Raw genomic sequence first — 19,065 nt, 5'->3', positions numbered from 1 at the left:
GCTAATTGCGAAGCAGATATTCTGCATCATATCCTGTTGTGTCACTTAATACTGCCAGATATTGATCTCTGGCAGCCTTTCTTGCATTGTTTTCTGCACATATGTCAAAAAACATATCTGTATAGATCGATGCATATTCTTCCGTATTCAATTTTCGCAATAATCCGAAGACCAATTTTCTAAAATCTTCGTCGGTTGCATATAAGCCAACCATTTTGAGTCGCTTCTTTGTGAATTTCAAATTTTCACAACCAAACCACACAAGCAGCTTCTCTTCATCCAATGTCAATAGTTCCAATAAATCTCTCCTATAATTTTCTTATTCCTTTCCTCTTTGCTAAATCAACAAGTTACAATTGCACCTTTCCACCTCAGCGTTCCCTGCATCAGTCTTTAAGCCAAAGCGTATAAACTGATCAGACACGCAGGATAAGAAATCCCCTATGCATATTCAGAGCAGGTATCCTCATGCAAAAGAGCTATGAAGTTGTCAAGGTACGGTGAGGAGATGTAGATTTCTGTTCATGTCCAAAATGAAAATGACTTTGATGAAATTAATCATTCTCTAAATGCTCCTCTACCTATATGGGAAGCGATAAGGTCTTATACAACATATTTTGATAAAAAGTATTTAAAATATTGCAAATTGCTACTTCTCACTATCCTTTTGAATAATTACCTATACACTTTTTATAGCGATAATTTGCATTATGAGAAGTTCGCTGATGGTACGGTAAAATGTATCGAAGATGAGATACCATTTGAACTGCCAGATGGGTGGGCATGGACAAGATTCTCTGCAATTACAATCAATCGTGATAGTGAGCGAAAACCCATATCGTCAGCTCAGCGAACAGATGTTGCAAAAATCTACGACTATTATGGAGCATCAGGTAAAATTGATAAAATTGATAGGTATATTTTCAATGAACGACTTTTGCTCATAGGCGAAGATGGAGCGAACCTTGTAACACGTAGTAAACCAATCGCATTTTTTGCCGAAGGACAATATTGGGTAAATAACCATGCCCACTGTATTGATTCTACTGACAAATTTATTTTGGAATACCTTTGTTTTTATATCAATGCGATTAGCTTGGAGAAATATGTAACTGGCTCTGCACAGCCTAAAATGACTCAAGACAACATGAACTCTATTCTCATTCCATTACCTCCATATAATGAACAAAAACGAATGAGTCAACATCTTAACGAAATGATGTCTATTATTGATAATATTGAAAACGAAAAAGAGGATGCCTTGGAACTTGTTTCGAAAGCTAAATCCACAATTCTCGACCTTGCTATCCGTGGTAAACTTGTGCCACAAAATCCAGATGATGAACCTGCTTCTGTTCTGTTGGAACGTATCCGTACAGAGAAAGAAGAACTCATCAAGCAGGGCAAAATCAAGCGTGATAAGAAGAAATCCATCATATTTAAAGGTGAGGATAGCTCTTATTATGAGAAGTTCTCTGATGGTAAATGTCGTTCCATTGAAGATGAGTTACCATTTGAATTGCCCGATGGTTGGGAATGGTGTAATCTATCAATGATTGGAACAACTAATATCGGTCTTACGTATAGACCAACAGATATTGATCCTAATGGCACAATGGTTTTGCGTTCCAGTAATATCGTAAATGATGAAATAGATTTGAATGATTTGGTACGTGTAAAAGCAAAAATACGAGAAAATCAGTATGTTCACCCTAATGATATTCTAATATGCGTAAGAAATGGTAGCAGGGCATTGGTTGGAAAATGCACACTCATTGGTGAACTGAAAGAATCTGTATCATTTGGTGCATTTATGGCTGTTTATAAAACGGATTATTACAAATATGTTCTGCACTATCTGCGTTCGAATCAATTCAGAAATGTATTTGACGATGGAAATTCTACAGCCATCAATCAGCTTACTCAGGACATGTTGAAAAGAGCCTTGATCCCATTTCCTCCAATATCGGAGCAAGAAAGAATTGTAGATAGAATTAGCGAATTATTATCTCGATTGCATGACATAGAAAAAAGCCTCAGCTGAGGCTTTTTTCTATTGTGTTAATCATTGAAAATGCTTTCTGAATAGCTAAAGAAATTCGCTCTTGCTCTCTTATAGAAGGTATAGGAACAAGCATTTCTTTTAATGTGATAGGTTTAAGCTCTTTTTGATTTGTAGAGCCTTCACCTTTCTTTTCTAACTTACTCTGATTAGATTTCATAAAAGCGTATAAATAAAACGAATCAACTTCATTGTAGGAACGTACAACGGTTACGTGAGAATCTGGAACTATATCAATGCTTTTGATATTATCACTTGACTGATAAAGTCCAACACGTCCCAATGTACCCGTACCCGTTGAATTGATAACAATGTCGTCATCCTGCATATACTCATCTGTTGAATATTTACCCAAAGTGCTTTCATCAAGATACTGTGCTAATCCAATATCAATGCCATTGTATTTTGTGTTACATTTTTGTGCAAATACAAGCGTATTGCTGCTTTCTGTTGCATATTTGGGTGATTTTCCTCTTTTGATCTCTTTGACACAACAGTTTTTCAAGCGTAACCATTCCCATGTTTCGGGTATTTTAAAAGGGATTTCCTCATCAATACAATGAACTTCGCTTCCAATCTTCTCATAATAAGAGGAGTTCACACATTGAACCTCTATAATTTATTCAGCGAATTATCGCAAATAAAATTATGGAGGTGTCTTTTTATGAAGACAAAAATAACATTTGAGGAATATCTGAAAAAGGATAACCTCGCCGAAAAGAGCATCGAATCTTACCTGTGGACAGTAAATTATTATACTGCAAATTACGAACAGATATCATCAGAAAATCTGCTTGCATACAAAGGATTTCTGATGGAACATTTCAAGCCTAAGACTGTCAATTTAAGAATACAGGCTATGAACAAATATCTGGATTATCTTGGCAAACCACAACTCAGGCTCAAAGCTGTGAAAATTCAACAAAAATGCTTTTTGGAGAATGTAATCAGCAATGCTGATTATAAGTTTCTAAAGCGTCAGTTGAAAAAGGACGGAAATATGGAATGGTACTTTGTAGTATGGTATCTTGCCGCTACCGGAGCCCGTGTGAGCGAACTTATTCGCATTAAGATTGAGCACGTGGAACTTGGTTATTTTGATTTGTACACGAAAGGTGGAAAGCTTCGCCGATTATTTATTCCGAAAAAATTAAGAGAAGAAACTCTTGCATGGCTGAAGGAAACAGGACGTTCTTCCGGTTATTTGTTTTTGAATCGTTATGGTAATCGTATAACTACCCGTGGTATTTCACAGCAGCTAAAGAATTATGCTGACAAATATGGTCTTGATAAAAAGGTGGTTTATCCTCATTCCTTCCGTCATCGCTATGCAAAAAATTTTCTTGAAAAGTATAACGATATTGCTTTGCTTGCCGACCTGATGGGGCATGAAAGCATTGAAACCACACGAATATACCTCCGCAGAACCGCCAGCGAACAACAGGCATTGGTGGATAAAATCGTCACATGGTAAAGGAAACAGCCGCCTTCTTCCGAGGGCGGCTGTTGGTCAAGATAAGTTTTCTGCAATAGAATCGAGCTGTGCTAACGCTTGTTCGATTGCCGCAACAATTCGTTTCTGCTCATTGAGTGGAGGTACAGATATTATGGCTTTCTTACCGTCTGCGGTACCAAGGCGTGGCATTTTCACTCCATATGAGCATTTATTAGCATATCCTAAAAATGCAGGGGACATTAGATAATAGCGTGCATATTGCGGAAGTATGTTCCGCTCGAATTCCAACGGCAGTATTTCTGATGTGCAATATCCATCTTCATCTGCCAAAACCACCTTGTTCAAATACGGACGGAGTTTACTATACAGCACTTGGTCTTTGTGGAAAAGGTGTTTTGTACTTGCGGCATTGCGCTCTGCTTTACGAATCTTTTGCAAAACAATGCCGGTGTCCTTTTCGATATCTTCCAGATCAAGCATCCATGCAGAATCATCGATGTTGGCAGTGTCTACATTGATACAGTTGCCGTAGTCACATAGCTCTCCAAGGCAACACACACTCCAGCTGTCAGGGAGAGCTTCGAAAGCCCATTCACCCAGAGATTCTACCAAATCTCCGCTTTTGAGATAATAAGAGTTATCCTCACCTTTGAAGATGATAGATTCCTTCTTATCACGCTTGATTTTTCCCTGTTTAATGAGTTCTTCTTTCTCTGCTCTGATGCGTTCCAACAGAACAGAAGCAGGCTCATCATCTGGATTTTGTGGAACAAGCTGACCACGGATAGCAAGGTCAAGGATTTTGGATTTTGTAGCAGAAAGAATAGAAAGCAATTCGGTTCTTTCCAATCCAATTCTCTTTACATAATCTAATAACGTCTCAACGATTGGAATAATCTTAACCTGTTCATTTAATGGTGGAAGAGGAATAAATAATTCTTTTAAAGAAGTTCCGTTACAATTAGGTTGACCAACACCTACAGACTTATCAGTAATTTGAGACCAATAGCAAGCACTATTAAAAAATTGATAGATATATTCAGACGGCAAGTCTCCAATCAGACGAATTCTTATCAAGTATGAAGCATAAACGGCTGGAAATGGTGTTTCTGTAATCAAAAAAGATTTTCCGACCGTCGCACCTGTACGAGCAAAAACAATATCGCCCGTTTTAAGCAGATAAGTGTCTGGATCAGTAGTTGTTGTAAAAGGAACATTATCCCAATTTACTGTTCCGTCTTGGATATCAGTAATACGCAATAATTTATGGGAACCTTGAGCTTCAGCTGAGTTGCTTAAACCATACTGTATAGCTGAACTAATAGTACCTAATCTACTCCATGCCCACCCATCTGGCAGTTCAAATGGTATCTCATCTTCGATACATTTTACCGTACCATCAGCGAACTTCTCATAATGCAAATTGTCCTCACCAACAAAGATAACGGAATCATTTTTAATGTCTTTCTTTTTTAGCTTTCCGTCCTTAACCATCTGTTGCTTCTGTTCACGGATTCTTTCCAAAAGAACCGATGCCGGTTCATCATTCGGATCCTGCGGAACAAGCTTACCACGGACAGCAAGGTCAAGAATCTTTTGTCGTAATGCCTTGGTATCCATTATTCTTCCACCTCTCCAATTAATGCTTCCAGTTCTGCAACTGCCTTTGCTATGTTATTAGACTTTTCCTTGATCATATCAAGTAATTCTGCCAGAGTATAATCATCTGTTCCGGAATCAGCTTTCATCCATGTAATATCCAGACTTGTTTTATCACGAGCCAAAATATCTTCAATAGTAAATTTACGCCATCTGCCGTTTGGATTATCTTCGCTGTACGTTTCTTTACGCTTGCTCAGATCACCATCTGCATAGCATTCCACAAAATCATCAAAATGTTCTGATTTCAAAAGATTTGTCTTGCCGAAGGAAGGCATATCATTTCTCAGGTCATAAATCCACACTTCTTTTGTGTTATGCTTATCAGTTTTTCCACGTGTAAAGAACAATACATTAGTTTTAACGCCCTGCGCATAGAAAATACCGGTAGGAAGACGCAAGATTGTATGCAGATTACATTTGTCCATCAAGTCAAGACGGATACGCTCGCCATCGCCGTCAGCAAACAAGACATTATCCGGCAGAACTACAGCAGCACGTGCTTTACCGTTAGTTTTCAAACTACGGTAAATATGCTGAAGGAAATTCAGCTGTTTATTGCTGGTAGGAAATGTAAAGTCATCACGTGTCGCACGCTCACCGCCTTTTTTTGTACCAAAAGGTGGATTTGTCAATACAACATCATAATCTTTCATGCTCATGCCTACACTGGACAAAGTATCGCCTAAAATGATTTTGCCGTCGATGTCATGCAGCATGGCATTCATCAGAGCCAAACGGTGTGTATCATGTACCAGTTCACAACCAGTAAACGCTTCTTCTCTTTCAAATTTAGCCATATCTGCATCTAGATCAAAGAAATCATCTGTCTGTGAACGAACATACTGGCTTGCAGAAATCATAAAGCCAAAAGTACCGCAAGCGGGATCATTACAACGTTCACCCGGCTGTGGCTTCACCAATTTGGTCATAATATCAATCAGTACACGTGGTGTGAAATACTGACCTGCGCCGGATTTCTTTTCGTTAGCGTTCTTTTCCAAAAGACCTTCGTAAAGATTGCCAAGACCTTCTTCTCTCGCAGAAAACCAATCCAGCCCGTCAATGGTTGTAATGATTTTTTCAAGATTTTTAGGCTCATCAATATTTGTTGACGCACCTTGATAAATTTCACGGACACGTCCTGTGCAGTTTTCTCCAAGATGAGCAAGTAATTCTTTATAGAACTTTTTCAGCTCAATACCACTCTTGGATGTGAGATTATCCCAACGATAGGCTTCCGGAATCTGGGATTCAGCGCCAGTTTCCTTTGCCATCTTCAGGAACAAAATATATGTTAATTCGGTTACATACTGATGATATGTGATACCATCATCTCTGAGTACATTACAGAGATTCCAAAGCTTCGAAACAATTTCTTGTGTTGTCATGCAACTCTACCTCCGTCATCATAAAGATATTCGTTTAATTCCAGTACGATATTTTCCAGTTTATTCTGGAATACTTTGTTGATTTTTGCAAATCCTCCGTAACTCTTAAAACGACTATCTTCATCAAATACCTGGACGTTCAACACGGATTCTTCCTTCAAATATTTTTCCATACGTCCAATCCAGCTCATCTCCTGTTTTGAGAAGTTATGAGCTTTTTTTAATTTGTCTACTGCTCTGCGTATTCTTACTTCATGGCTAATCAATGCAGAACCAATAGCATATCTGCGAATAAGACTGATAATATCAGCAGCAATTTCTTCATTGGTAAGCTCCGATATTGCCGTATTCAGCTGTTGTGTTGTGAAGCCCTCTCTATCAAGAGTTAATCTTAATGCTTTTAGCGCATCCCTTGTCAGATCTTTTGGTCTGGTGCAAACAATGCTCAACGCAGCAATCTCATTCATATGAGTCTTAACATATTCAGAGAAAGCATCAAGATAATCTTCCGGTTTATCGGAATTACCGTAACCTCTTGTATGTCCGGTCAAAATATCTTCTTCGTCAGAAATAACTACTGGATTACCGCCATTCGCCTTTGTTTGCTGAATATATGCAAACATTTCTCTATATGCCAACAGACGTTTTTTTGCATCTTCAGGATTTCTCTTTTCGATGTCAATAATGAACTGGGTTGGATTCATACCATCAGTCATACTGATAAACTGCTCCATAGTCTTATCGTCCATACGGCGTTTTTTACGCTGAAGTTTTGCAATAATCTGGTTAATCTGAGCCTGTATTACATCCTTGTCTTCCACTTCTTTCAAGCCATCCAGAAGCTGTGTGAAAGTAGTAGTCGGATTAGTCACGACAGGCTTCATAGTATTTACCGGTTCCAGAGAATCATAAACACCAACAGGATCATAAATCTCAAAATGAGTTTTATGAATCTTTGGACACAATCTGGTAGCTCGTCCCATCATCTGTTCAAAGAGGATACGAGATTTTACTCTGCGCATAAATACCAGTGTTGTAATTTCCGGTACATCAATACCAGTTGTAAGTAAATCAACCGTAACAGCTATACTTGGAAATCTCTCGTTTTTAAAACGCTTGATTGCTTCTGCTACTTTCTTAGGATTACCACCACCTACACTGCCAGTAATCTTCATAATAGCATCATTGTCAACACCAGTTTCTGAATAGATTTCCTTTAGAATAGAAACAATCATATCTGCGTGCTGGTCATCAACGGCATAAATAAGAGTCTTACCTTGTTCTTCCGGATTTTCAGGGTCTATATCTCTTGCAATCTCAGTCAGCACAGTTCTGTTGAAATTCTCAGTAATAACCTGTTTATTGAAATTTTCAATATCAAAATCCAGTTCATCTTCCAACAATTCGCTATTTGTTATTTCTCCAGTATTAGGATCATAAATCGTAACTGTCTGACCTTTCTTAATATGAATACCGCCCGTGCTGAGTTTTGTTTCCAGATGATGTGGTGCATCATGGTCTACCAGATATCCTTCAATAACAGCTTCTCTATATGTATATTTGAATACTGGCTGTCCAAAAATTTCTGTTGTATGTAATGCTGGTGTCGCAGTAAGTGCGATTTTTACAGCGTCAAAATATTCTACTACTGTACGGTATTTACTCTGATAATCACGCTGGTCACGATACAAAACTTCTACATCGCCCATTTCTTTATCCAAAATATAACCACGATGTGCCTCGTCGATAATAATCAAGTCAAAATCTGTTACCGCTGGCATTACATCACTTTCGTTATAAAGGATACGTTTTACCATGCTCTGAACAGTAGCGACCTGAATACGAGTTTCTTTATCTACTGTTTTCTCATCTAATCCCTTAATATTATAGATTTCATCAAGAGTCATCAGTTCTTCAAGTTTTACTTCCTTAAAAACATCTGAAGCCTGATCTCCCAGAGAAGTTCTATCGACAAGGAACAAAATACGCTTGAAACGATTTGTCTTTAAAAAGCGATAAATCATGCCAAGAACAGTACGAGTTTTACCTGTACCTGTTGCCATTGCAATCAGCACTTCTCTCTGTCCATCAATAACTGCTTTTTCGGCTGCTTTGATCGCTTTCACCTGATATTCACGCAGATTCAGACCATCTTTATCTGTTAATAAGTCATACGGCATTGCCTGCAACGCATCATTACCCGCCTGAATATTCTTTTCCAATCGTTCCATAATACCATTCGGGCTAATCCAGCCATGCAATGCCATAGGAGCATTAGACGGTTCTCTTAAATCCAAAAACCAGATACCCGATTTCGTTTTGAACTGTTCCAAATAAGGTCTACCATTTGTTGCAAAAGTAAATGGAACCTTAAATTCGCCCCAAGTACCAATCAGATACTCTGCATCTTCTTTACGGATATTTCTCGGATAATCTTTACCCTGATAATCAATAACAGATGGAATATCTTTATGTTCAGCTTTCGCTTCGATAATCCCAACAAGCTTTGTTCCTACAAACAGTGCATAATCTGCATAGCCTTTTTTGCTAACAGTAGAATCTGTTGGCCATTCAGCAATCGCCATGTTATGACCTTTTGCAGGTCTTGCACCTTTTGAATAGCGGATTTCCTGCGTATTAGCTTCCCAGCCAACCTGGCGCAGCTGCTCATCAATCATATAGCGAGTTTCAGCCTCAGACTTCTGACGCTGACTTGCCATTTTATTTGCCTGTTTCAGACGAACTTTCTTATCTACCTGTTCAGCCTGTTCAGCACATGCAATTGCAGCTTTTGTAAGCTCTTCCTCTTTTTCTTCCTGAGCTTTATTGAAAACAACAATCTTCTCTGTTTTCTTTTCTTCCTTTACAGGCATAACAAAATCCCGATGCTGATAATTCCAGTCACCATAAGTCTGCATAAACCATTCGGACAAACTATATGTCATCTGTAAGAAAACAGGACAATCTGATGCTTCTGAATAATTTTCATGAACAGCTTTATTTCTTACTTTACGAAGTGCATGCAAAATGTCAGTTAAATCTCTTGTTAAGAGGCCTTCCGAAGATAATACATTGATTCGATTCACTGCAGAGTTATCATAAGGAACAGGAATCTTATCGTATGTAAACATCAGATTTACGATTGTTTCTCCAATCATTCCCAGTTTCATCAAGCACGAGTTCGGATCTGTGTAACAATACTGCTCTGCTAAATTACCAAAATTTGCCAAAACCGGAAATTCTGTTTCTAAAAATTTAAAATTGGAAGCCATTTAATACGTCCCCCTCTCGTTTATCATATGTTCTGATAATAAAATATTATCGGAACATATACACGTAAATTATAATCCTTCATAATATCCTTGAATAAGTTTTGCCATCAGCTTTCTACGTTCCTGCAGGAAATCATCGTAATTTTCTACAGTCATTTCAAAAATATTATCAGGAATACAGTTTTCTGCCAGGTTTTCATTCAATAGTTCTTCTGTTGCAATATTTCCGAAAACAATATCTTTTGTTTTACATTGCTCCTTTACTGTCGTGAAATATATCGCCGGAGCATCATCACCAATTGCTTTATTTACTTGTGTATCCAAATAAATATAGTTTGCAACCTGATTATACTTTGTTTTGGCTGTCACACCATTTTTCTTCAAATATGCCTTAGGGAAAATGTGGTGTACATCCCCAGAAATTGTTACCAAATCAGATATTTTAATACCTTTCATCATCAGAGAATTGCAGTTTCGGTTAATCTGTGCTGCCAAGAATGTATTAAACGCCGGACTGTTGATAGAGGATGTTTCCAAATACTGCGGTAATGTAACAGTCCAAAAGCTTTCTGATAACGCAGATGCTTCAACTTCGACAAGAAATTTTAAAAATCCTTTTTCCCCAATATTTCTCATATCTCTATCCATCTGTGTTTCCGGAGAACCAATGTATCTGGATGTAAGAGTTGAAAGCACAAACCATTTCTGTACATATCGTTTAATCTGAGAATTCGGTATTGCCGGATCATTTAGCAACATGAGATACAGAGTATATGCAAAATCCAAAGTCATTCTTGAATTAAGCAACTTACTAGATACAAATCCCGCACCCTTAATTGCCATAATAAACTGCGAGAAATTATACTTATTGATGAAGTTCATAATTCCGTCATCTAATTTCTGGTAGGATTCTTCTACAATGTCCTCACGGAATTCTTTTGTAACAAAGTCTCTACCTGACAGCAGGCTTACCAAATCAGCTAATTTACCACGTCTAAATTGGTGCATAAATGATACTCTCAACATGTCTCCATAATCCGGATCGTAAATATCATCATAATCACTCGCCAACCATTTGATTTTATCTGCATATTTAGAATCCTGGAATTCTTTATCATTAGCCAAATGAGAATAAAAATCCGGTTTCACAGCCAAGTGACAAAAATAGTCCACCGTTTTTCTCATTAAACTACCGTTATGTGCGGAATCCGCCGCCATTTTTGACATAACGAAGTCAGACTGGCTTAATGCTGTACCCTTAGAATTAATGCGAATAAAGATTTCTGTTACTTCGTCAATGTCCAGTGTTGCATCCAATTCGATTACACCAATCTGACGATTGGCAATACCTTTTAGTTCAGTAATTGCTTTGTTTACAACGTTAGGTTTAACACCCTCATTTACTTCGCAATATGCAATAGAAAATTCAAATGGATCAAATTCAGGTTCAAAAACAACCGAAATATCTGGGATCCATTTTTTATCTTTCAGATGAGAGGCGTCCTGTACAGCAAACCTTTTTGTTTCATCTTCTGCCAACGGATTGAATGCTATTTTAATTCTTTCTTTGTTAAAATCATCATCCAGAACTTCTTTTCCGGATATAGCAGCCATTAAAGCGGTTACTCTCTGCTGACCATCAATCAACACTTTTTTACCGTTCGCTTTGCCGCCATCTTTTGTTTTTACATCAGGATTCTTCCAAGTAATAATATAACCTGTTGGATATCCATTATATAAAGAATCTATCAAATCTCTAACCTGACTGCGCTTCCACACAAATGGGCGCTGAATTTCAGGTATCACAAAATCTTCTGCATCAATCAGTCCAAGAATCGCATGAACTGAATACTGCATTAAGGTAAATTTTTCACCATTCATCACTGTACCTCTTATCCTATATAGTAGTTTCAAAATTCAAAGTGCAATTTAAAGTGCAAATCTTGCCCTTTGACCTGTCTCCAAAGTGTCAATTTGATACTTTGGAATGAACTTTTGACACTTTGGAAACTGCTTACTAATAAGCGATCCTAAAATAATCCAAATATGCTTTATATTTATCCTGTGCGGTCAGACAGGTATCAGTCAAATAACCCTTTTCATTATTCCATTCTTTCAATCCTCGGTAATAGAACATCTTCAGATTATCCTCTATGATGAATGGAACAATATTATATTTCAGGCATTCTTTAAACATAATCAATCTGCCCACACGACCGTTGCCGTCTTGGAACGGGTGAATTCGCTCAAACTTCACATGGAAGTCCAGAATATCTTCAAAACTTTTTTCTTCTTTTCCGTTGTACTCTGCCAGCAGAGCTTTCATTTTATCGGCAACTTCTTCTGGAAGTGCAGTGTCCCTACCGCCAACTTCATTCGGCAATTTCTTATAATCTCCAACAGCGAACCAATCTTTTCTGGAATCACTGGTGCCATTCTTCAATATCAAATGAAGCTCTTTGATCAACTTTTCGGTCAACACAGCTTTTGCATTGTCAATAATCATATCAATGCAACGGAAGTGGTTTGCCGTTTCAATCACATCATCCACGTTGAGGACTTCATTTTCCACACCGATGGTGTTGGTTTCAAAAATATATCTTGTCTGATCGTGTGTCAGGCGGCTGCCTTCGATATGATTGGAGTTGTATGTTAAATCAATCTGTGTCTTATGGTAAATGCCACCGGAATACTTACTCGCTTTCTGTTCTTGCAGAATATCCAGCAATGTTATCGGCTGTTCTTTCCGTTTATTGGAGCGCTCCGGCTTCTCTGCATTCTCCGGAATATTCCACGTCTTTCCCGTAAGGAATGCACCGTTTACACGCCCCTGAGCACAGTAATTTCTAACGCTGCGCTCCGACACACCCCATTTTTTTGCAATTTCAGTAACTGAAAGGTATCGCATCTGCTCTCCTCCGTTATATTTCCAAATAATATCTTAATCAACTGCTATGCTCAATATCTCCTTATCACACTCATCGATAATATATTGTGGCACAGTATCATACTCACAAGGATTCAATTGAAACAAATAATCATTTTCTATATGAAAAGCTTCGTTTACAAATTTTTTAATCACGCTATTTGAACTATTTTCATTAAACATGATGCGATAAATCTGAAGCTTTTCATAATTACTTCCACTATTTTCATATAGTGTTTTTAAGAGCTTCATATCCTGTGTTTTTTGGTATTCTGTATTATAATCAAAATCCGGAAGATACTCTGAACGAATTTCATTTTCCGCATCCTGTATTTCTTGTACCGTCATCTGACGATTAGGTGTGTCATCCGAAAAATGAAATTCTGGGATTTCTCTCTTATGAAAAATATTTGATAGAAGTTGCCATGCCAAACTATCTGTCTTCTGAATTTCTAAAAGTCTTCTTAAATAAACCAACTTATTTAATGAATTTATTCCAGAATTGATATTACTACGTGCAATTTCTCCAAATGACTTAATATCTGTTTTCTTAATTTCTTTTTCACTTAACACACCATTTTTTGTAGTCAAGAACGCCGCTTTTGGCGCCGGACTAAAATTGTATGGCATATTATAAATCACATCAATTACGGTATTAAATTCGTGTGTTAGCAATAATACTGTTCTATTTTTTAAGCTATGCTTACCCATGAATAACATGTTTATGATTGCAAATTTTTTATTTCCATCAAAAGATGAAATTGGATCATCCAAAACAACCAAATCAGGATCATTCTTAAGAACATCATACATAAACAACACTAACGCAAATGCATTTCTTTCACCGAAACTCAAATGTTCATTTGCAGCTTGAATTACTCCTTCTCCATCAACATGTTTTAAAATCAAATGGTAATCTGTTGTATGTTCTTCTTCAACAATATCCACTTGATACCTGTAACCAGCATAATATAAGAAGTCATTTATTTCCTTACTATACATCTCAATAGTTGTCTTAATATGTTTTTTCTGTTGCGCTATTTCTCCTTGTAATCTGCCTGCCTTTTCCAAAACCACATCTAATGTTTTGTTAATCAACTCTACTTTTTCATTTGAAAGGTCAGAATTCAAATGCGAATAATATGACAAATCAACCTTAAATTTTTGCAATTCGTCTGCTATCTTTTCTGCATTTTTTAAAGAATGAAATCCCATTCTTTTTAATCCATACAGCTGTTGCATTAAACTATCTACTTGTGCTTTAATTTCTAACAAGTAAGTTTTCTGGTGATTTGAAATACCAGCCATGTTTTTGGATATTTCATCAAGTTTAGCCACTGTATCATCCGTAAAAAACGGAGATAATTTTTTGAAAACTTCTAACATTTTATTTAATTGTTCAACTGCTTTTGCGTCATACTCTTCGCTTACTTTTAAAATCGTTTCTTTTGTTTCCTGTATTGATCCAGAGCAATATGGACATTGCTCTGCCATATCTAAATAGCGTTTTCCCTCTAATTGCCACTTAATCCATTTAACATTCTCGCTATTTTTTAAATATGGTTCATATACTTCCAAACCTTTCGGTATATTATCTATCTTATTTCCTTTACCAAGTCCTTTGCCAATAGCACCTGCTGCAGAATATCCACCTTTCGCTTTACCAAATCCATCAATGAACTCCTGAAATACCTTTATCAATTCATCGAGTTCTGGATGATTTTGAAAAGTAGTATTGATGCCTTCCAACAATTTTTCTATTTCATTTATATGCTTATCATAATCAGGTGTTTTGATGAATATTTCAAAACTATTTTTTATCAACTCATTCTGCTGGTACACATAATCCTCAATATATGTTTCATTAAAGATAGCCACTTTCCCAAAACCTTCATAACCAGTCAATTCAGGAAAATGTTCCGTTTCATTTCCATAATATTTAAACGGAATCAATGAACGTTTTTTAGTTTCATCTTCCGAAACAAATGCATCTATCGCTTTTGAAATTGTAGATTTTCCTGTTCCATTAATAGCATATTTAATATTAAGACATCCATCCACAATGTTGAACTGTCCATTATCTATATTATTACAATTGCTTATCGACAAATTCATATATCCTCAACTCCAATCTGTTCTCTGAATTAAATTCGCATGTTCCTTCTCATCAATTTATTATAGTATACCATATCATCGGCAAAATTTCAAATTCTCTCCCAACTCATTTCGTTTTATTTTGCCGTTTCCGGTATTATTTTGATTCTCTTTCTATACCTTCTTGTCACTAAAGTAAATTGAATAGCAGAAAAAGCTCCTGACCAATAGTAAACACCATTAATCAGAAGCTTATCATCTTTTACCAATCTATCACATTGAAAAATTCTTCCATGTTACTGCCTTTGCAATCAAGCAATTCCCATGTCACATCCGTTCGACTGATAGCAATTTCAAAATTCTTTTTCTTCACAGAATATGTATTCTTTACGAACTTGTCCTTGCCCTGAATCTTCTGAATCAGAACCTGATAAGAACGCTCGCCATTATTCAGGCATTTATACACTTCTGTATTCTTCTTAAACTGTTCCAAAGACTGAAATCCAAGAACTGTTTGCAGAAATCTTGTCACTTCCTGTCCTTTATACTCAGGAACATGCAGACAAGCTACATACTCAAAATCTGGATTATTCACAATCAGGAAGTGAGGAATCGTCCCTTTCTTATTTTGCAGTCTACAATACTCTACCAACTGTAAGAAACTGTCTTTTTCCTCGTAATGCTTTATCAGGCGGTCAGCATCCACAATGATAAATTTCGCCAAGCAGTTTTTCTGTGATTCTGTCTTTATTTTCTTCAAGAAGTTACTGTAACCGCCACCATGCATATTGATTGGTTTCAATGCAATCTGCACATCCTGGCGTTTTCTCATCTTGTCAATGTAATTGTATTCAGTATCACCTTCACAGAATACAACAAATCTTTTTTGTAATTTACGTTCTGGTCTACTCAAATGCTGTCCCTCCCAGAATGCCTTTCATATAAAATTCGTAAATCTTAGTCGTTTCATAACGAACTTCCGGAAAATCAGACAATGAATACATTTCCGAAGTCAACTGCTCTCTGTTCTTTGTTACGAAATAAATTTGCTCTTTCATATAGGTCTTTAAGTCCAGATGCAGCACATTGTGAGTGGAGAAAATAAACTGGCCATTGTGCTCTGCTCCGTTTACAAAAGCAATCACACGATCCGAAAGAATAGGATTCAATACTCGATCCATTTCATCTGCAAATACAACTTTGTTTTCATATACCACACGGAAAATGTGTACTGCCCATGCAAAGAACTCGCGGACACCAGTAGAGTCCATCTGCAGCTCTCTTCTAAAAAAGTTTCCATTATCATCCTTACGGATGATAATCGTCTTGCTGTATGGTTTTTCCTTATCAAGTTCAATACCGCAGATACTGTAGTCAACCATACGGAAAATTTCCAAATATCTTTCATCTTCCAAAATATGCATATCGGCATCCTGCTTGATAACATCATCTGCCATGTCTGAAGTCAAGGATTCCGGATAAAGTGTATTTGTCATCCAATCAACAACAGCCAATGCATCTGGATCACCTAACAATGCACACCTGGATATAATCAATCCAATCTTCACATTACTTACTTGAACATCACCAAGCATAAACTTGTGCATGCTCATTGTAACATTATGTGCATCACGTGCTTTAGCATACCATTCGCCATTTGCATTTCTTCCAGCTTCAAAAACTGTAATAGCTTTTGATTTCTTATTTTTTATATACTGCAATTTTTCAAAAACTATATTTTTCTCATCAATTTGCAATTCATAGACATATACCTTATCATTTGACGCACGAAAACATAGTTCAAATTTCTGAATCGGTTTTTTATTACTGTTCAGGCTTGCCGCATTCACATACGGACGAACAGACTTCACCTGACCGTTCGTTACAAACAGGGATTTTAAATATTTTAAGCTATTAATAAAGTTGGATTTACCACCGGCATTCTCACCAACGATCACTGCAGATTTCAGCAAATCAAATCCTTCTGCAGTTTCCACATAATTATCCGGAAAACGCTTTTTCACCTTTCCAGTTGGTGCACTCATTGAAAATTCACTTTCACAGTTAAATGAACAAAAATTATTAAAACGATAATATATCAGCATACAGCACCTCGCAATTTGCTTATTCATTTATATTATAGTTCAAAAAAAACATTTGTAAACCACTTTTCCGTTTTAATCAATAGTTTTACTCTAATTTTGTTTGCTTTTTATTCCAAATAACCCTAAATTTTGTTATTAACCAAAAAGGCAAGTCAGTTTAATTAATCATTTACAATTTAGTAAACTACACTTTAGTAATACGTACTTAGCCAAATTGCAAAGCAGATTACTTACTGTATTATATCCAGAAAAAACTTTCCTAATATAAACAACGATATTTTCCCAACTACTATATGGAAAATGTCCGGATGGTTCTTGGGTATTGCGAAAACCTGAACCCGGTCATTTCTGACCGCCTTCAACTTCTCACAAATCATCAGAAGTGCCCAAAGGCACGTTCTGAGATTGTAAGCGGTCACCAAGGTCTCAAGCAAGCTTGGACTTTGGCTCGTCGCTGATACAAAAAATCCCACCTACGCAAAGTAAGTGGAAAATCATTCGTGCTATGTCAGAAGCTCATTATTGTGGGAAAAGTGTGGGAAATTCATCTACTCAGATGGCTGAAACCATTGTAAATACTGGTTCTCTTCCACTTCGGCGACACTTTGCCGTGGCAGATGAAGAGTACATTTATCATATATCTAAAACTCCTTGAAAATGCTGACTTTCCTTGATTTTACGCCACTTTTCGGCATTTCTACGACAGAGGCTCAACAACCATAACTTGGTATAACTACGCTTATTTTGGCTTGTTTTTGCCATCATTTGTCGTAAATTCTGTCGTAAATTCAAAAGATTTACGACACGCACCTTTTACGGTGCGTTGTCGATTTCTTAGAAGCAGTATCCACTACTTTCTGCATTTCTTCCTCTGCATCATCGTAATTCAGATGAGTGTAAACATTCAATGTTACGCTGATGTCACTATGCCCCATAATATATTGAAGTGTCTTCGGATTCATTCCTGACTTCGCCATATCGGAACAGAAAATGTGTCTGCAAACATGAGGGGTAACTTTCGGCATCTATACTTTGTAAATCTTGTTGTACTTCTCACGGATATGCTGAAAATATTTCTCCCAGTGAAGCGCCACCATCGGTCTACCATTCTTATCGAGAAACAGGAATCCGCTGTACCCATCTACCATAGGCTCAACTTTTGATTTTTCCTATTATCAAGAATACGCTGAAAGGCTTCCTTTACTTCCGATGTCATCGGCACCATACGTTCGCCACTCTCTGTCTTGGTATCTTCAATAATATATTTCATATCTCTGGTTCTCTGAAGCTGATGATCCACGATGATTCTGCTGTTCTCAAAATCAAGGTTCTTCTTTGTCAATCCAACAAACTCGGAGATACGAAACACTGTCTTAAACAGGATATAGATACCGTCATAGTACTTACAGAAATGCTTGTCGTTCTTCACGAACTCCAAGAAATCTCTTTCCTGCTGTCGTGTGATAGCTTCTCTTGTAACACTATCGTTCACAACAACGGTGTTCAGCTGAAACTCAAATGGATTTTTTACCAACAAATCATCATCCACCGCCATCTGAAAGGCTGTTGAAAAGCGGGCGTTTCAATAATAGACTTTTATGTGAAATCATTAAACATCTGGATTTTATAAAACTGATGACTGATACTGAAATCTATGTTGACGGAATCGCCACCATGCAGATTAAAAATATAAATGACTGGCTGGATGCTGTTCGCCTACAGATTATTCAGCAGAAAAATCCGGATACCAACGACCTGTACCTGAAGGTTTTGGAAAGTTCACACATTCAGGAGGAAGAATATTTCTTCCATACTATTCACAGTGATTGGGACAATATCATTCGCACCATTCGTGAGAACCATGAACACGCTGCCGAATCTGCACCTATCGAAAGACCGATGTCCAATGATAAAAAGGTGTAACGTTTCTTGCAGACCCTCAAATTCAAGAGCAACCCTATCGAGGAATTCTGGCGCTTCTTCTGCGATGAAATGCAGATTCCGTTCGACCATCTTTCTGTGTATGAACATAAAGTTATGAAGGATGTGTTCAAGCGTTCCAAGTTACTAAAGGCTCTACCAAACCGTAAAAAGGAAAGT

13 protein-coding genes and 1 pseudogene are annotated in these 19,065 nt (G+C 37.1%); 3 read left to right on the top strand and 11 right to left on the bottom strand.

Going from position 1 to position 19,065, the window contains the following annotated elements:
• Position 1: 1 nt before the first annotated feature.
• On the bottom strand, positions 2 to 298 hold the full coding sequence (locus ACQRD1_RS12690; protein WP_427787698.1) for a hypothetical protein: 297 nt from the start codon (positions 296 to 298) through the stop codon (positions 2 to 4).
• A 405-nt stretch (positions 299 to 703) separates the two neighbouring features.
• Between ACQRD1_RS12690 and ACQRD1_RS12685 the strand changes: the two genes are divergently transcribed.
• Complete coding sequence (locus ACQRD1_RS12685; protein ID WP_427787696.1) at positions 704 to 2,044, top strand: restriction endonuclease subunit S; 1,341 nt, start codon at positions 704 to 706, stop codon at positions 2,042 to 2,044.
• On the opposite strand, the gene ACQRD1_RS12680 is transcribed toward ACQRD1_RS12685, so the two are convergent.
• A complete protein-coding gene (locus ACQRD1_RS12680; protein ID WP_427787694.1) occupies positions 2,037 to 2,663 on the bottom strand; it encodes a restriction endonuclease subunit S in 627 nt (208 codons plus the stop codon). The two genes, ACQRD1_RS12685 and ACQRD1_RS12680, sit on opposite strands and share 8 nt — an antisense overlap.
• 63 nt (positions 2,664 to 2,726) lie before the next feature.
• On the opposite strand from ACQRD1_RS12680, the gene ACQRD1_RS12675 reads away from it, so the two are divergent.
• The gene (locus tag ACQRD1_RS12675; protein ID WP_427787692.1) at positions 2,727 to 3,536 is read left to right on the top strand and encodes a tyrosine-type recombinase/integrase; all 810 of its coding nucleotides are present in this window, start codon (positions 2,727 to 2,729) and stop codon (positions 3,534 to 3,536) included.
• A 36-nt stretch (positions 3,537 to 3,572) separates the two neighbouring features.
• Here the strand turns inward: ACQRD1_RS12675 and ACQRD1_RS12670 are convergent, their stop codons facing one another.
• The 9 genes and pseudogenes from ACQRD1_RS12670 to ACQRD1_RS12630 form a co-directional block, all read right to left on the bottom strand.
• Positions 3,573 to 5,138, bottom strand: a complete 1,566-nt coding sequence (locus ACQRD1_RS12670) for a restriction endonuclease subunit S (protein ID WP_427787690.1) — start codon at positions 5,136 to 5,138, stop codon at positions 3,573 to 3,575.
• A complete protein-coding gene (locus tag ACQRD1_RS12665) occupies positions 5,138 to 6,568 on the bottom strand; it encodes an N-6 DNA methylase (protein WP_427787688.1) in 1,431 nt (476 codons plus the stop codon). The genes ACQRD1_RS12670 and ACQRD1_RS12665 overlap by 1 nt, the downstream gene beginning before the upstream one ends.
• Positions 6,565 to 9,840 (bottom strand): type I restriction-modification system endonuclease, encoded by a 3,276-nt coding sequence (gene hsdR, locus ACQRD1_RS12660; RefSeq protein ID WP_427787686.1) that lies wholly within the window; start codon positions 9,838 to 9,840, stop codon positions 6,565 to 6,567. The genes ACQRD1_RS12665 and hsdR overlap by 4 nt, the downstream gene beginning before the upstream one ends.
• A 69-nt stretch (positions 9,841 to 9,909) precedes the next feature.
• Positions 9,910 to 11,721, bottom strand: a complete 1,812-nt coding sequence (locus tag ACQRD1_RS12655) for a GmrSD restriction endonuclease domain-containing protein (protein ID WP_427787684.1) — start codon at positions 11,719 to 11,721, stop codon at positions 9,910 to 9,912.
• 136 nt (positions 11,722 to 11,857) lie between these two features.
• A complete protein-coding gene (locus ACQRD1_RS12650; RefSeq protein ID WP_427787682.1) occupies positions 11,858 to 12,748 on the bottom strand; it encodes a Fic family protein in 891 nt (296 codons plus the stop codon).
• Positions 12,749 to 12,781: 33 nt separating this feature from the next.
• Entirely contained in the window at positions 12,782 to 14,881 is a 2,100-nt protein-coding gene (locus tag ACQRD1_RS12645) for an AAA family ATPase (RefSeq protein WP_427787681.1), read from the bottom strand.
• Positions 14,882 to 15,122: 241 nt separating this feature from the next.
• Positions 15,123 to 15,773 carry an RloB domain-containing protein gene (locus tag ACQRD1_RS12640; RefSeq protein ID WP_427787679.1) on the bottom strand — a complete coding sequence of 217 codons (651 nt, stop codon included), beginning with the start codon at positions 15,771 to 15,773 and terminating at the stop codon, positions 15,123 to 15,125.
• Entirely contained in the window at positions 15,766 to 16,965 is a 1,200-nt protein-coding gene (locus ACQRD1_RS12635; RefSeq protein ID WP_427787678.1) for an AAA family ATPase, read from the bottom strand. Before ACQRD1_RS12635 ends, ACQRD1_RS12640 begins: the two co-directional genes overlap by 8 nt.
• 797 nt (positions 16,966 to 17,762) lie before the next feature.
• A pseudogene (locus ACQRD1_RS12630) lies at positions 17,763 to 18,529 on the bottom strand (site-specific integrase); the annotation flags it as partial.
• Here ACQRD1_RS12630 and ACQRD1_RS12625 point away from each other — a divergent pair.
• Positions 18,484 to 18,888 carry a hypothetical protein gene (locus tag ACQRD1_RS12625; RefSeq protein ID WP_427787676.1) on the top strand — a complete coding sequence of 135 codons (405 nt, stop codon included), beginning with the start codon at positions 18,484 to 18,486 and terminating at the stop codon, positions 18,886 to 18,888. The pseudogene ACQRD1_RS12630 and the gene ACQRD1_RS12625 sit on opposite strands and share 46 nt — an antisense overlap.
• The last annotated feature ends 177 nt before the right edge of the window (positions 18,889 to 19,065 follow it).

It is taken from the genome of Bariatricus sp. SGI.019 (assembly GCF_050315235.1).
Taxonomy (GTDB): Bacteria; Bacillota; Clostridia; order Lachnospirales; family Lachnospiraceae; genus JAFBIX01.
This window is presented reverse-complemented; position numbering and strand designations above follow the sequence as displayed.

Bases quoted from the DNA above. Each gene is read 5' to 3' on its own strand.
- ACQRD1_RS12635 (WP_427787678.1), bottom strand. From the start codon at position 16,965: ATGCTGATATATTATCGTTTTAATAATTTTTGTTCATTTAACTGTGAA.
- ACQRD1_RS12645 (WP_427787681.1), bottom strand. From the start codon at position 14,881: ATGAATTTGTCGATAAGCAATTGTAATAATATAGATAATGGACAGTTC.
- ACQRD1_RS12675 (WP_427787692.1), top strand. From the start codon at position 2,727: ATGAAGACAAAAATAACATTTGAGGAATATCTGAAAAAGGATAACCTC.
- ACQRD1_RS12665 (WP_427787688.1), bottom strand. From the start codon at position 6,568: ATGACAACACAAGAAATTGTTTCGAAGCTTTGGAATCTCTGTAATGTA.
- ACQRD1_RS12670 (WP_427787690.1), bottom strand. From the start codon at position 5,138: ATGGATACCAAGGCATTACGACAAAAGATTCTTGACCTTGCTGTCCGT.
- ACQRD1_RS12650 (WP_427787682.1), bottom strand. From the start codon at position 12,748: ATGCGATACCTTTCAGTTACTGAAATTGCAAAAAAATGGGGTGTGTCG.
- ACQRD1_RS12625 (WP_427787676.1), top strand. From the start codon at position 18,484: ATGGATTTTTTACCAACAAATCATCATCCACCGCCATCTGAAAGGCTG.
- ACQRD1_RS12655 (WP_427787684.1), bottom strand. From the start codon at position 11,721: ATGAATGGTGAAAAATTTACCTTAATGCAGTATTCAGTTCATGCGATT.
- hsdR (WP_427787686.1), bottom strand. From the start codon at position 9,840: ATGGCTTCCAATTTTAAATTTTTAGAAACAGAATTTCCGGTTTTGGCA.